The organism is Paenarthrobacter sp. OM7 (assembly GCF_029873575.1).
In the GTDB taxonomy this organism is placed as follows: domain Bacteria; phylum Actinomycetota; class Actinomycetes; order Actinomycetales; family Micrococcaceae; genus Arthrobacter.
The window spans coordinates 2,376,599-2,391,047 of sequence record NZ_CP123579.1 but is presented as its reverse complement, the minus strand read 5'-3'; the positions used below and the strand labels follow the sequence as shown (position 1 = coordinate 2,391,047).

General features: G+C 64.4%; 11 protein-coding genes. 1 reads left to right on the top strand and 10 read right to left on the bottom strand.

Features of this window, described 5'->3' with window-relative positions:
* The first annotated feature begins 132 nt into the window (after positions 1-132).
* Complete coding sequence (locus QEH68_RS10995; protein ID WP_280622860.1) at positions 133-2,970, top strand: WecB/TagA/CpsF family glycosyltransferase; 2,838 nt, start codon at positions 133-135, stop codon at positions 2,968-2,970.
* On the opposite strand, the gene QEH68_RS10990 is transcribed toward QEH68_RS10995, so the two are convergent.
* The 10 genes from QEH68_RS10990 to QEH68_RS10945 are packed head-to-tail and all read right to left on the bottom strand — an operon-like array spanning position 2,971 to position 14,432.
* Positions 2,971-4,320: a hypothetical protein gene (locus QEH68_RS10990; RefSeq protein ID WP_280622859.1), complete on the bottom strand. Its 1,350-nt coding sequence runs from the start codon at positions 4,318-4,320 to the stop codon at positions 2,971-2,973.
* 10 nt (positions 4,321-4,330) lie between these two features.
* Positions 4,331-5,206: a chain-length determining protein gene (locus QEH68_RS10985; protein WP_280622858.1), complete on the bottom strand. Its 876-nt coding sequence runs from the start codon at positions 5,204-5,206 to the stop codon at positions 4,331-4,333.
* Positions 5,194-6,654, bottom strand: coding sequence for an O-antigen ligase family protein (locus QEH68_RS10980; protein WP_280622857.1), 1,461 nt, complete (start codon positions 6,652-6,654; stop codon positions 5,194-5,196). The genes QEH68_RS10985 and QEH68_RS10980 overlap by 13 nt, the downstream gene beginning before the upstream one ends.
* Positions 6,651-7,919: a glycosyltransferase family 1 protein gene (locus QEH68_RS10975; RefSeq protein ID WP_280622856.1), complete on the bottom strand. Its 1,269-nt coding sequence runs from the start codon at positions 7,917-7,919 to the stop codon at positions 6,651-6,653. Before QEH68_RS10975 ends, QEH68_RS10980 begins: the two co-directional genes overlap by 4 nt.
* Positions 7,916-9,418 carry an oligosaccharide flippase family protein gene (locus tag QEH68_RS10970; protein WP_280622855.1) on the bottom strand — a complete coding sequence of 501 codons (1,503 nt, stop codon included), beginning with the start codon at positions 9,416-9,418 and terminating at the stop codon, positions 7,916-7,918. Before QEH68_RS10970 ends, QEH68_RS10975 begins: the two co-directional genes overlap by 4 nt.
* Positions 9,415-10,488, bottom strand: a complete 1,074-nt coding sequence (locus QEH68_RS10965) for a glycosyltransferase (protein WP_280622854.1) — start codon at positions 10,486-10,488, stop codon at positions 9,415-9,417. The genes QEH68_RS10970 and QEH68_RS10965 overlap by 4 nt, the downstream gene beginning before the upstream one ends.
* The gene (locus tag QEH68_RS10960) at positions 10,485-11,147 is read right to left on the bottom strand and encodes an acetyltransferase (RefSeq protein ID WP_207593564.1); all 663 of its coding nucleotides are present in this window, start codon (positions 11,145-11,147) and stop codon (positions 10,485-10,487) included. The genes QEH68_RS10965 and QEH68_RS10960 overlap by 4 nt, the downstream gene beginning before the upstream one ends.
* Positions 11,144-12,310 carry a DegT/DnrJ/EryC1/StrS family aminotransferase gene (locus QEH68_RS10955; protein ID WP_280622853.1) on the bottom strand — a complete coding sequence of 389 codons (1,167 nt, stop codon included), beginning with the start codon at positions 12,308-12,310 and terminating at the stop codon, positions 11,144-11,146. The genes QEH68_RS10960 and QEH68_RS10955 overlap by 4 nt, the downstream gene beginning before the upstream one ends.
* A complete protein-coding gene (locus tag QEH68_RS10950) occupies positions 12,307-13,326 on the bottom strand; it encodes an NAD-dependent epimerase/dehydratase family protein (RefSeq protein WP_280622852.1) in 1,020 nt (339 codons plus the stop codon). Before QEH68_RS10950 ends, QEH68_RS10955 begins: the two co-directional genes overlap by 4 nt.
* Entirely contained in the window at positions 13,323-14,432 is a 1,110-nt protein-coding gene (locus QEH68_RS10945; RefSeq protein ID WP_280622851.1) for a Gfo/Idh/MocA family oxidoreductase, read from the bottom strand. Before QEH68_RS10945 ends, QEH68_RS10950 begins: the two co-directional genes overlap by 4 nt.
* Positions 14,433-14,449 lie beyond the last annotated feature (17 nt).

Genomic DNA, 14,449 nt, shown 5'->3' with positions numbered 1-14,449 from the left:
GGGAGACAACTCAAGTGAACACGTTGGAAGGGCAGCCTAGGCTGTCCGCGGCGATCCAGGCAGTGCAGCAGCATGGATCGCCGGCTCAATTGTTGTGTCCTGAGCTGGACCCGGAAGCCTGGAGAGCCGAGCATGCTGCTGCCGAAGATCGCGCCCCGACAAGGCGCACTCCCCCACCCTTCATCAGGCCTGGAGATGAACGGCAGCGCACTGCTGCTGACTCCCCACGGACGCCGGTCCAGGGCGGCCTCCAGCCGGGGCGCCGCCACGACCGTCCACGCCGGCCCGGGTCGCCCCGCGACAGACCAGCCCAGCGCAGGGCAGCCGGTGAACCTGGGCGGCGCCCTGGTGAACCTGATGGACTTCGAGCGGGCTGTGGAGCTCATCATGGACCGAGCACAGTCCGGCGGTGCGAAGCCTTTGGGAGTCTGTTCGGCCAATCTGGACCACCTCCGTCATTTCGGTTCGGGGAGCCGGTGGAACGGCACGTTGGACCAACCTTCACCAGTGGAATGGCTGACTTTGCTGGACGGTGCGCCGTTGGTGGCCGAAGCGGCCAGGGTCACGGGCCGGGCCTGGCCACGGCTGGCCGGCAGTGATGTGGTGGAACCCTTGCTGGACGAGGCCGAGCGCCTGGGTCTTCGCGTGGGTTTTCTGGGTGGAAGCCCGCAGGCGCAGGAACTCATCCGGAAGAGGTTTGCCAAGGAACGTCCCGGTTTGACGGTGGCGGGCTGGTGGGCCCCTGAGCGTCCCGTGCTTGTCGATGTGAACGCCTCCAAGCTCTTGGCGGCGGAAATCGCCGGCGCTGCCGTGGACGTCCTGGTGGTGGGTTTGGGAAAGCCCAGGCAGGAGCTCTGGATTGCCGAATATGGGCAGTTGGCGGGAGCCAAGGTGCTGCTGGCCTTTGGTGCGGTTGTTGATTTCCTCGCCGGCAGGATCAGGCGCGCTCCGGTGTGGGTGAGCACCCATGGACTGGAATGGGCGTGGCGGCTGATGCTGGAACCGCGACGGTTGGCCCGGCGGTACCTGGTGGACGGCCCGGGGGCATACCTGACGCTGCGGATGTCCAGTAGCAGTGCAGCCCAGCCTGAACCGGTGGCCCCGGCAGCGGGCGGCCCGTCCCCTGCCGTTTTCAGCACCCCGGAGGACGGGCCCAGCCGTGCTCCGGGGCAGTTCGTCCCGGCAAGGGCCAGGGCCGACGTCGCAGTGCTGGTGGTGACGTACAACAACGCCGAGGACGTCGCGGCGTTGGTTGCAAGCCTGCGGGAGGAAACCGCGGCGCAGTCCATCAAAGTTGTGGTGGCGGACAACTCCCCCGATGACCGCACCATGGCCGAGGTGCTGAAGCACCCCGACATCACTGCCGTGCGCACGGGCGGGAACCTCGGGTACGCCGGGGGTATCAATGCCGCAATGCGTGTGGCCGGAGACGCGGACGCGTATCTCATCCTGAATCCGGACCTGCGGGTGGAGCCTGGCGCGGTAGCTGCTTTGCGTCGAAGGATGGCACTGTCCGGCGCAGGGATGGTGGTTCCTGTCCTTTTGGATGACGACGGCAGTGTGTACCCATCGCTGCGGCGGGAGCCGGGCATTCTGCGAGCGCTGGGTGATGCGGCTTTGGGCTCCCGGGTGAAGGGGAGGCCTGGGTGGTTGTCTGAGATGGACTTTGATCCGGAGAGTTACCTCCATGCGCACCGTGTTGATTGGGCAACCGGTGCTGCGCTGTTGATCAGTGCTGATACCGCCAGGGACGTGGGCGGGTGGGATGAGCAGTTCTTCCTGTATTCGGAGGAAACGGATTATTGCCGGAGGGTGCGTGATTCGGGCCGTTCGATCTGGTGTGAGCCGTTGGCCCGGATGTGGCATGAGCGTGGGGGTTCGGGTACTTCACCGCAGTTGAATGCGTTGATGTCCGTGAATCGTGTCCGGTACGCGGCGAAGTATTGCGACCCGCACTGGGTGGCGGCGTTCAGGGCGGTGGTGCTGGTTTCGGAGCTTGTCCGGCTCCATAAGCCCGGGCATCGCGAGGCTGCTTTGGCTGTGGTGGACCGCAGGCGGTGGAAGGCGTTGCCTCATGCTTCCTTTGGCGAACGGTCCCCCGCGCAAATGTCCCCCGAGCAAACGTCCCCCGCGCACGGCGTGGCGCCACCATCCGGTGCTGTGATCATCCCTGCCCATAACGAAGCCTCCGTCATCGCGAGGACCCTGCAATCGCTGGAGGGCGTGATTGCTTGGGGCACCGTGGAGGTCATTGTCGCGTGCAACGGGTGCACCGATGGGACGGAGACCGTTGCGTCCGCGTTCCACGGGGTACGGGTCATCCAAGTGGAGGCGGCGTCCAAGGCCGCTGCGTTGAACGCCGCTGATCAGGCGGCGGAGCGTTGGCCCCGGCTTTACCTCGACGCGGATATCGAGGTCAGTACGGAGGCCGTCCACGCTGTCCTGACCTCACTGGGGGACGGTCCTCTCTTGGCGGCCCGTCCGGCTTTCCGTTATGACACGGAGGGCGCTTCGGCGCTGGTGCGGTCCTACTACCGGGCGCGGGCCAGGATACCGTCCAACGCCCAGGGGCTGTGGGGTGCGGGTGCGTACGCCCTGGGCAGGGCTGGTCATGATCGTCTGGGTGGGTTTCCGGTCCTGACGGGTGATGACTATTACGTGGATCGCCTGTTCAGTGGGGTGGAAAAGGCAGTGCTGCCCACCATGCCTGTGGTGGTGCGGACGCCACGGACCCGGTCAGCCCTGCTGGCTGTCCTTCGCCGGTCCTACCGTGGCAATGCGGAGCAGAACCAGCAGGAGGCCGGGGCTACGACGTCCCGGACGGTGCGGGAGCTACTGGCCTCCGTCAAGGGGCTGTTGTCGGCGGTTGACGCCGTAGTTTACGTGGCTTTCGCCGTGGCTGGCCGCCGTCCTCCGCTGTTGGGGCGTACTGTGGCAGCCGGCTGGGAGCGGGACGACAGCAGCCGATAGTCAGAAGCCGCAGCTCCCGCCGCCGTCGATGCGGTAGAGGTGGACTGCGTTTCCGTCAGCGAACGTATCGGTGAAAGTGCCGTCCACCACCGGGATGGTGCGGTCTTCGTCAATCACGACGGCGGTGCTGCCGCCGCAGCGGACGCGGAAGCTTGCCTTCCCGCCGGCGTTCTTGTTTGCCCCGGCGAAAATATGGACCGTTCCGTTGTGGAGTTTGGTGGTGAAATCCACGGGACCTGTGGCGGTGGTGGCGCCGTCGAGGAACGGGGCGTTGAGGACGGGGGCGAGCGCGGTGATTTGGTGGTTGAGCGCGGTAACTGTGGGGCGGACCTGTACCCCGCAGTCGCGGAGGACGTGCTGGGAGATGCAGTCGCCGCCGAAGTTGTGGTTGAAGTAGATCACTCCCCTGGCGCCGTGGATCAGGCTGCTCCATACTGCTGCCCGGATCTGGGGCGCTGTGATGGTGGTGGCGTTGACTGAATCCTTGAAGGGGTGCCCTGCTTCGACGAAGGCCCAAATGGGTATGGCAGGGCGGCCTGCTTGCAGTGTCCGGACCCGCTCGATGGTCCAACCATAGTTGGCCGCCAACCGGCATTCATCCTGTGTCAGGTCCCGGGCGTAGTCAACAAGCGCACCACCTTCACCCTTGGAGCAGATGCCGGGGTCGGTGAACCAGTAGGTGTCTGCGGACACGACGTCCTGGATTCCTTTGAAGAATTCCACGGACTCTTCGTCGGAGAGCCAAAAGGCGACGCCTTTGCCGTAGTTGGAGTACAGCATGGCCCCCGGGGGCGCTGCTGCGCGCCGTTCGTTTTGGACTGTGTACCCGCATTTGCTGTTTTCCGGCACGCACAGGGGGCCTTCGCCGGGGTACTTTCCTGTCCAGGGGGCATTGCCGGGCCCGGCCCACATGTCTACTTCGTCGCTGAGGGCGAAGCCGGCGGCGTCCGGGGACTCGAAGGTAGGAATGGCGTACATGCCCGAAGCCTTCACCAGGCTCAGGTCGGAGTTGGCGGTCAGCTCCACGTAGGTGTTGAGCCCGGCTTCCGTGTCGAGGGCAATGTTTCCTTTGTCCAGGACGCTTTCGAACCAGACTGCGATGGGGAAGAACCCGGGATCTCCGGGCAGGCCACCTTTGAATCGTGCGTAATAGTCCGCGCCACCGTCAATGGGGCGCAGCGTCACACCGTCATAGTCTTCTGCCATCGTTGTCGAGGGGGTAGCAGGCCCTGGACTGGGCGTGCCCGCCCCGGCGAAGGGCACTACTCCGCTGGCTGCCGCAACAGCAACGGCAACGGCAAGACCGGTGAGAACAGTCGCGCTGAGGACCCCTGCTGTCCTTGGTTTCACGGGCTACCTCTCAGGCAGATGTTTCCTTGATGGGTGACTTCCCGTTGCTGGTGGACAGCAGGGGTTCGCTCAGCGGGCTGTTGGCTGTAAATGGACGCTCTGCCCTGCGGCCTGCCTGGGCGGGTGTCAAAATCTCCTGGATGGTGAGCTCGTCAAGGCCGGGACCGCCGGCTGCCGGCCCGTTTGGGTCAGGGTCGTGATGGTTTTTGCGGCGGGACTTCTTGTTCCGCTCCCCTGCAGGGGATGCCGTCCTGGCCCGCACCCGCGATGTTTCAAGGCCGCGGGCTATGGATACGGCCCCAAAGGTCAGCACGATTCCGGCCACCAGGACAACGATCAGTGAGCGGAGGCGGCTGGAGAATTGTTCGGTGGCGTTGTCCGGCGACGCAACCATCAGGGATGTGTACAAGAAGCGCTCATCAGCCCCGTTGATCGATTGGATGGCCAGCAGGTCCGTTTCCAGCCGGGACCCCAAGGCTTTGACTGTGGCAACGGCCTTGTCCTTGCTCTCGGAAGCCGCGGCAATCTCGATCAGGAAAGAAGCCGGGGGACGTTGGACCGTGTAGTCCGTGCTGAGTCCCTCCCTGAGGAGGGCATCTCCGGTGGTGTCGTCGTTCAGCCTGGTGCCCACTACCTGGGCGATCAGCGAGGAATCCGCCGAACGAAGGTAGGGGTTGTCCGAGTTGAGCAGGTTCAGTGCCGGGTTCTTCTCCAGCTCGGCGGCGGTGGGGATTTTTGGATTGACAATCGCGTACGTTGCCTTGGCTTCGTAGGAGCGTGGGGCAAAGGAGTACACGTAGACGGCTGCCAGCACCGTCACCAGCAGGACAGGCAACACGACGAACTTGTGATGCCACAACGTCTTGATGACTGCTACCGGGTCCATGTGATCGCCTCGACATTCGGGGTTGAAGGGTTGCGGAGGTGTCCGTCCTGGGGCGGACCGTTCTTTAACAGGTCAGGTGCTGTGGTTTCCCTGAGTTCGATTTCACGGCGGATCATGATCCAAGCGCCTCCTCCGAGGCCGATGATGAAGGGGTACACCAGGGCAAACACGGGGAAAGCCATGGAATCGAAGGTCAGTGAGCAGCCTGCTGCGACAGCGCCGGCAGCCGCTGCCGCCCCTGCCAGGCAGCGCAGGGCGGGGATCCGGGATGCACGCGCGGCGATGAAACATGACACGGCAGGCAGGACCAGAAATGCCACCATGCCGATGAAGCCCACCAGACCCAGGGTAACCAGCGAGTTAAGGTATTGGTTGTCCAGGATGTAAAGGGCGTTCTCCGGCATGTAGTTCCCGGGTCCAAGCCCAAGGAAGGGCAGTTCACCGAACATCTCGGCCACGCGGGGATAGTTGTTGGTGCGGGTTGTGAGCGAGGGGTCGCTGTTTCCCGCGGTGAAGGAGGACGTCAGTGTCCCCACCAGGCCGGGGATGGCTACGAACAGTGCCGCCATGGCTGCCGGCGCCGCCACCACCGCCCAGCGTCGGGCTGGGCGTGGGAGGAAGGGAATGAACACAAGCATTCCCAGGAACAGTCCGAGGACGCCGGACCGGGAGACCGTGGAGGCAATGGCGACGATCAGCAAGGCTGTACCCGTCCAGTGCAACCATTTATAGCCCGTCCGGTCGTAGATGGCCCGCCAGATGGACAAGGGCAGGAGCATGGCGCAGACCACGGCAAGTTCAATGGAATGGAACGTGCTTCCCGCAACACGCGTCATGAGGCCGCGCACTTGGAAGGCCGTGTTTCCTCCGTTGTCCGTGAATCCCGGCATGGCCTCCTGGATCCAGAGCATCGGGTTGACCCGGAAGAGAAACTGGACCAGGGCCACAAGGCAGCAGAAGAAGGCGCCGGCAAGGATGGCGCGGACCAATGACATGGCGTTGTCCAGTGTGCGGACGGCTTCGCTCGCCACCAACGCGATCCCGGCGCAGGCCAGAATCAGGATCAGCCAACGGTCGGCCGCAGCTTGGGCCGAAACGTTGGTATTGCCCGTGAAGCCGGAGAACAGTGCCACATAGGACGCACACGTTCCCACCCACAGCAGTCCCAGCCCCAGCCGTCCCGGATACCTGGTCCGCAGTGGATGGTGCAGGCCAAAGAATGCCGAGCAGAGCCAAAAGGTCAGCAGCAGGAGGGCCAGCATGATGGGAACGGTCCCCACGGCTCCGATGGGTTTGACCACCATGTTCGAAGGGAAGAAAAACACGGCAAAGGCCGTGAATTTGAGCAGGAGGCCCACGTGGCCGGCGGTGCCCGACGTTCCGTCCAGATCGCCCACCTCGATTTCGCGGGCCGGAGGGAAAAAGAGGATCTTCTTCATCCGCTTCATGCGCGGCCTCCGGGCAGGGAATCTTCGAAGGTCTCTTGTGGGAGCCGGGCACAGGAGGCTTCCACGAAGTGGGCGAACGCCGCGCGTGAATCTGCCCAATCCAGCCGTTTCCTGCCGGCAACGGCTGCGGCACGGTCCTCGATGTCCGGTGCATTGACAACGTCCGCGAGCGCAGCGGCCAAGCCGGCGGGAGTTCCCGGCGCCCACACGGCGTCGGGATCGTTGAGCAGTCCCGAAGCGAAGGGCGCGTGGTTCAGTACAGGAATGTTACCGGCTGCGAGGAGTTCGCCGGGGACCAGGGAAATGTTGGTGAAGGAAATGGCCAGTCCGGTGATCGTTTGGTTGTACAGGCTGTTCAGTTCTGTGGGGGTGAGGTTGCCGTGGTTGGTGACGGGGATGTTCCACCCGGTGACGTTGTCTCCGTAGATATGGATTTCCTGCTCAGGCTGGAGGGTATGGAAACGCTCCAGGGCCAGCTTGGCCAGGAGGTAGCCGCGTCGGTCGACTTTCTTCTTGGCGTAGTAGACCACGCCGGACCGCGGAGGATGCCCGGCGGACGCGGAAAGCCTGTAGGTACGGGTATCGCATCCGAAGGGAACCACGGCTTGGGGTTTTTCGCCGAGTTCTTCCTGCATGACCTCGGCGATCATGCCGCCCAGCGCGACGTTGGTGAGCCCCAGGCGGTAACTTTCCTCTGCCAGTGCGTACAGGAATCCGCGGGGGTAGAAGTAAGGCTCGTAATCCTGGATGAAATAGAAGAGGTGGACGCTGCCAGGTGCCCGCCCCGCGGCAACGTGTGCCGTAGGCCAGGAACTGGCAATAAGTGCATCCACCCCTTCCATCCCATATGTGGCGCTGCGAACCCCGGCACGCAGCGCCGGCCAGTGGCTGTGGATGGTCTCTTCGTGACGGCTGGTGTCGTCGTCTTTGGTGTCGTAGAGGAACAAAGTGCACTGATGGCCTCTCTCTTCCATCTCCTCGACCATCCGGAAGAAGGTGGTGTGTCCCCCGGAGCCTGGCGCAGGGGGTGTGCAGAGCCAGCCGATCCTGAGGCGTCCGGTGGCGGGGGCGGGGACAGGACGGGCGGTAGACCGGGAGTCCATGATGTCTTCCTCCCGCAGGGGAATGGCCGGTTCTGCCAGATGCCAGGCGTCCACAGCGGAGGTGACCAGCTTTGCCGCCACCACCCGGGCAACAGGCCGCCAGCCATCCCGGCGGACACGCTGGGCTGCCAGGCGGGCGGTGGACAGTGTTATGGGCTTCATGGCTGGACCGGGCTTCCAGGAATACCGGCAGGGGACGGCCCGGACGCCGTGGACCTGAGCAGCCCGCGGATCTCAGCCACGAGTTCTTTGCCCTGGCGGAAGGTCAGAAGGCCGTACAGGACCGAACCGATCAGCAGGCCGCAGGCCAGGGCCATGGCAGGGTTGGCTATCCCCTGGGTGGCCATCCAAACACAAGCCCCTGCCACGGCGGCAGCCGCCAGGGGGCGGACACTTCCGCGCAGGAGTTGCCAGGCGCTGGTATGCAGGACCGATGTCAAGGACGTGACGTAGAGGGGAATGACCACCAGGCACGCCACTGCCGCGTGGGCGATCCCTGCCCCGGCAATCCCCCACCACGTGATGCCGGCCAGAAGGGCCGGCGTCAGGGCGGCAAGCCAGGCTACCTGGACCCAAAAGAGCCATCCGGTCTTGCCTGCACCCACGCTCAGGTCAGCGAAGAGCTCCACCAGGATCCGTGTAGCGCCGAAGACCCCCAGCGTGGCAAGTGCCATGCCCGCCGGCGCCCATGCCCCGCCATAGGCGGTGACGATCAAGGGATGTGCCAGCGCAATCACCATGGCGGAGATAGGAAATGCGCCATAGGAAACCCCGGTCACGAACCGGGCGGCCAGCACCCCCAAGGTTCCTTCGGAGAAGAGCCTGCCAAAGGTCGGCACCGCAGTGGCCCGGATGACCGCAGTGATCACCGAACTGGGCAGCCCGGCCAGGTTGAACGCCAGGAGGTACAGGCCCAATGCCGTCGGATCAAGCATCCGGCCTATCAGGAGATAGTCCACGTTCAAGGTCACGAACACCACCAGGTTCGCCATGGCCAACGGCATTCCCAGGCGCAGGATCTCCGCGGCCACCGTCCGGTCAAAGCCCGGGGCGTACCGCTTGGGAGTGATGATCCAATAGCCGGCCAGGGCCACCAACTGTCCACCCACCCTGGACCAGGCGAGCGCCATCGCTCCCCAGCCGTCCAATGCCATCGGCACCACCAGTACCAGCACGGTGACCAGGCTGCAGAGGTCGACGACGACCCGCGGCTTTTGCAGGAACTCCCGCCACACCATGGTGGAAGGGACGGCGCCGGCTCCCTGGAGGAGGATGGTGAGCGAGAGCACCTGGATCACGGGCGTCGCGGCGGGGTCATCAAACGCTGTTGCCAAGGCTGGTGCAAGGGCGATTGCTGCCGCCGTCATGACTCCGCTGGTGACCAGTGCAATGGAGAAGACGGTAGGGGCGATCTTGTCCGGATCCCCGGTGCCGCGTGCCAAGGCTGCGGTCGCACCGAGCTCGGCCATGTTGGTGGCGACGGTCTGCACCACTATGGCTACGGCGAGCGCGCCGAAGTGCTCCGGGGCAATCATCCTGGCCACGATGATGGTGGTGGCAAACTGGACGATCCTGCCCAAGGCCATGTTGACACCGCCCCACAGCGTGGCGCTCGCAGCCCGGTTGCCCAGTGTGCGGTCTTGGCCGCTGACGGCGGTCATGAGATTCCCGTCATGGCCCATAGCCTCCAACGGACCCGGTCCAGCTGGCTGCGCACAAAAGCAGCGGCGAGCCTTTCTGCCCTTGGTTTCCGGCCGCGGGCTGCCCGGGCGATCCTGGCTTGCAACGCGTTGGCCCGGTGGATGTTTCCGGGAACCTCGTGCAGGCCCTCGATGAATTTCCGGAGCTCGACTGCGGCCTCCACCGATCCGCCCTGGTTGATTTCCCTGAACCCCAGCTGCGCGGCTTCCTTGCTGAGGGCGCACTTGGCCCGCTGCACCTGCCGTGCCCGGTTCTTCGGATTGCCCGGAAACCGGGAGTCTTCAAGGACCCGGAAAGCCTCCAGACGGTGCTTCAGGTCCACAGCGGCCGCTGCGAACTCCGTCTGATGCATGTTGGCCCCATGGACCCGGTAGAACGCCTGCACCGGCCCGTTGATCCTGCCCACATCCCAGGAGCCTGCGGCCCTAAGCCAGTACTCCAGGTCCCCGGAGTGCGGCAGCGTGGTGCTGTAAGCACCCACGCTGAGCACTGCCGCGGTCCTCATGACTACCTCGGGTGAGAGGATGAAGTTCCTCCCGCGGGCGCACGCCAGGGAAATCCATGCCCGGCCTTCCCACACAGTCCATGTGCTGTGGTCATGGGAGGAAGGGGCGGGAGGCTTGTCAGTGAAGTCCCGCGGCAGGCCGTACACCATTCCCACCCGGGGGTTGGCTTCCATCAGCGCGGCAGCCCGGGCCAACGCGCCGGGGGCTATGACATCATCTGCGGACAGAAGCGTTACGTACCGGCCCCGCGCCCTGGAGAGTCCGTCGTTGTAGGTGGCAATGTGCCCCTTGTTGCTGTCGTGGAGGACAACGCTGATGCGTTGATCCTCGGAGGCCAGCCGCCAGGCCACGGCGGCGCTGCCATCCGTGGACGCATCATCGATCACGATGACCTCAACGTCCACGCCCTCCTGCGTCAAAGCGCTGGCAACAGCCTCAGGCAGGAAGTGTCCGTAGTTGTAGCACGGCACTACCACCGAAACACTCACCGGGTGCCGGAGGGGAACGGGACGCATCAGTTTCATTGGATGCCCTCCAGCGCAGGGGAATTTCCCCGCTTGATCACCCGTGCCGGGACCCCGGCCCAGGTTTCCTCTGCCGGTACGTCCGTGAGGACCGCCGCGCCCATCCCGATCGTGGCATTTGCGCCGATGGACGTGCGCTCGCGGACACTGGCATTCATCCCGACATAGGCGGCACGCCCGATGTGAACGTTGCCCCCGAGCGAAACCCCTGAGGCGAAAGTCGCAAAGTCACTGATGTCGTCGTCGTGGGTGAAGGTCACGCCGGGCATGGCTACTACGTGGTTGCCGATCGTCACGGACGCCGTCATGCTCACGTGGGCTAGGAGGATGCTGCCCCTGCCGATCATGCAGCCTTCGGGGACCTGCACGGAGGGGTCTATGGCCGTGGCATATCGGCCTTCATCCAGTCCCAGGGTCCTGAGCCGCATGACGACGGCTTCCCGCCCCGATCCTGATCCGATGCACACCAGCAACAATGCATGGGGGAAATTCAGGGCATCCCGGATGGGGCCCAGGACGTGGGCCCCGTCAACCACCCGCCCGAGTTTGTCTTCGTCGTCGTCGAGGATCCCGATAACGTCAAAGGGCCCGTTGCTGCGGACCATGGCCAGGACCTCCCTGGCCAGGCCGCTGGCTGCTATGAGGAGAAGTTCACTCATGTCAGTCGACCTGCTGCCCGATACACGGAATCGATGACCCGGACCTGATCGTGCAGGGAAAGCTGGTGGTACAGGGGCAGGATGAGGGTGTGGTCAGTCAGCCATTCAGTGGCATCCAGGGCTGCCTTCCCGGTGTCTTTGCCGGCGTAGGCCGGTTGGCGGTGGGCTGCCATGATGCCCCGCCGCGCAGAAATTCCATCCTCGGCCAAAACAGACATCAAGCCGTCGCGTCCCAAGGGAAACCCTGGCCCGACTTCAAGCCAGCAGGACTGGAAGTTGCTGATTCCGTAGTCCGGGTCGCTGACCAGGCGCAAGCCCTCGATTTCTGCGAAAGCGTCCGCGTAGGTAGCTGCCAGTTTCCGCCGCCGCTGGATGACCTCCCGGAGCCGGCCCAGTTGGACGATTCCGACGGCGGCCTGAAGATCAGTCATGCGGTAGTTGAACCCGATTTCGAGGTACTCCTCCGGGGGCGCCAGAATGCTGGCGTGCCGGTCGGCGGCAGAGACGCTCATGGCGTGTTCACGAAGGCGCCTTGATGTATCAGCAAAGTCCTGCCGCGAGGTGGACAGCATGCCGCCTTCCCCGGTGGTGAGGATCTTGCGTGGGTGGAAGGACCAGGCGGCGACTTCCGCTCCGGCCCCCACAGCCCGGCCGTGGTAGCGGGAACCGATGGCGCAGGCAGCATCTTCCACCACGGTGATGCCCAGCGGATCGCACATCGCCCGGATGGGAGCCAGATCAACGGGCACTCCGCCCTGGTCCACGGCGATGACTGCCTTGGTGGCCGGAGTCAGGGCGGCACGCAGTGTCTCTGCAGTGACACAACCGGTTGCGACATCAACGTCGGCGAACACCGGACGAGCCCCCACGTACGTTGCTGCGTTGGCTGTGGCAATGAACGAGAAGGACGGGACTACTACGTCATCGCCCGGGCCCACGCCGGCCACCACAAGGGCCAGATGCAGGGCTGTAGTGCAGTTGGAGGTCGCGACGGCGAAGCCTGCCTGTTGCAGCAGGCAGAACGCCTCTTCGAACTGGCGGACTTTGGGACCTTGTGCCACCCACCCGGAGGCGATCACCTCGGCCACTGCCTGGGCCTCGTCCTCGCCCAGCCACGGCTTCATGACGTCGATGCGTGCCAGGTGCAGACCGGAGGCGGTCATCTCGCACCAGCTACCGGAGCGTCAGGTCGGGTGGTGGTGCGTGCTGCGGCAATCTCTTCACGCAGTGGCCGCCACCAGGCAACCAGCGAGCGCAGTCCATCCTCCAAGCCGACGGCAGCCTCGAACCCGAGGTCCTCCCGCGCGGCCGAGGTATCGGCCAGGCGGCGCGCCACGCCGTTGACGGCTCTTTCCGGTCCGTGCTCAAGGTGCAGCGGTGACTCCATGACGTCCAGCAGCGTTTGGGCCAGCCCGGCGAGGCTGGTTTCGGTCCCGCTGGCCACGTTGTAGACACCATCGGTGACGTCACTGACTGCTGCCAGGACGTTGGCCCGGGCCACATCGGCGGTATGGATGAAATCCATGGTTTGCTGACCGCTGCCGAAGATCAGTGGCGGACGGCCATCGACGATCCGCTCCATCCAACGGACCAGCACCTCGGTGTACAGCCCGTGGACGTCCATCCGCGGACCATAAACGTTGAAGTACCTCAAGGCCACGTAGTTCAGGCCGGTCATCGCCCGGAAGCTCCTCGCCATTCCCTCGTTGAAGGACTTGGCTGCGCCGTAGAACGTGTCGTTGTTGTGATGGTGGTGGCGTTCGGTGGTGGGGAATTCTTCGGCCATGCCGTACACAGAAGCGCTGGAGGCCAGGATGAGCTTGTCCACGGCGTGTTGGGCGGTGGCCTCGATCACGTTGAACGTTCCGTCCACCAGCACTTCGAGTGCCAACCGTGGTTCCTCGGCGCATTGGGTGATGCGGATGGCGGCCTGGTGAAACACCAGGTCCTTGCCCCGGGTGAGGTCATGCACCAGGTCGCGGTCCCGCAGGTCACCTTCCACCAGGTCCACCCGTTCACTGGCCAATGCGGCGTCCAGGTTTGCCAGGCGTCCCCGCACCAGGTTATCCAGGACGTCCACGTGCGCGGCACCGGCGTCGAGCAGTTGGTCAACCAGCGTGGACCCTATGGTTCCGGCGCCACCGGTGACCAGGACGTTGGCGCCGAGGAGCCTTTTCACCGTGCAACCTGGAGATTGACCTCGTTGCCGGCCACCACTGTGGACTGCCCGTCGGTGCTCAGGCTTTGGGTGACGGCCTCCAGGACAGACAGGACGCGGAGCCCGGACTCTCCACTGGTACGGGGCATGGTGTGGTTACGGATGGACGCAGCGAGTTCGGCCACCACCTGGCCCAAGGGCTCGCGCTCCTGCAGTGCAGGCGACCACGTGTCGCCGAGGCGGTAGGAAATGGCGGAGGTCCGTTTGTCCGCCGCTGACCGGGGCTGGTGTTCAAGGCTGACCCCACGATCGTAGACACTGAGGCGTTGTTGCGGGTTCAGGTCATCCCACACGAGGGTCCTCTTCGATCCCCCGATGATCATCTGCCGGATCTTTGTGGGGCTGAGCCAGTTCACGTGGATGTGCACCATGGCGTCGTTGGGAAGTCCAAACGTTAAATGTCCCACGCAGTCACGGCCGGTACCCAGCGGATCTGCCCCATGGGCCGCGATCTCTGTGGGGTGCAGGCCGCCCGGCAGGACGAAGTCAAGGATGGAAAGGTCATGGGGAGCCAGGTCCCAGAAAACGTTGACGTCCGGTTGGACCAGGCCCAGGTTGATACGGACCGAGTCGACGTAGAGGATATCGCCCAACGCCCCGGTGGCTACAAGCTCCTGGATCTTCAAGACTGCCGGGGTGAAGCAGTAGGTATGGTCCGCCATCAGCACCAAACCCCTGGCTTTGGCTTCTTCCACCATCTCCAGGCCTTTTGCCCGGCTGTCCGCCAAGGGTTTTTCCACCAGCACATGCTTCCCGGCGCGCAGCGCCGTCATCACCACTCCGTGATGGGTGTGTGCCGGTGTCGCCACCGCAACGGCATCAAGGTTGTATGTGTCCAGCAGTTCGTCCAAGGACTCGACGACGGCCACGCCACCTACCGTTTCGGCGAGCCTGAGCCCGCGTTCTACGTCCAGGTCGCAAATGGCCACCAGGTCCCAGTCAGGGCTGGCTTTAAGGTTCCTGGCGAGATTGGGACCCCAATAGCCTGCCCCGACCACTGCAATTTGAAGCTTGGGCCGAACTGCGTGGCCATTCAGTTGTCCCGATGGAATTGTTCGTATGCTCATTTCCCACTCGACTTCTG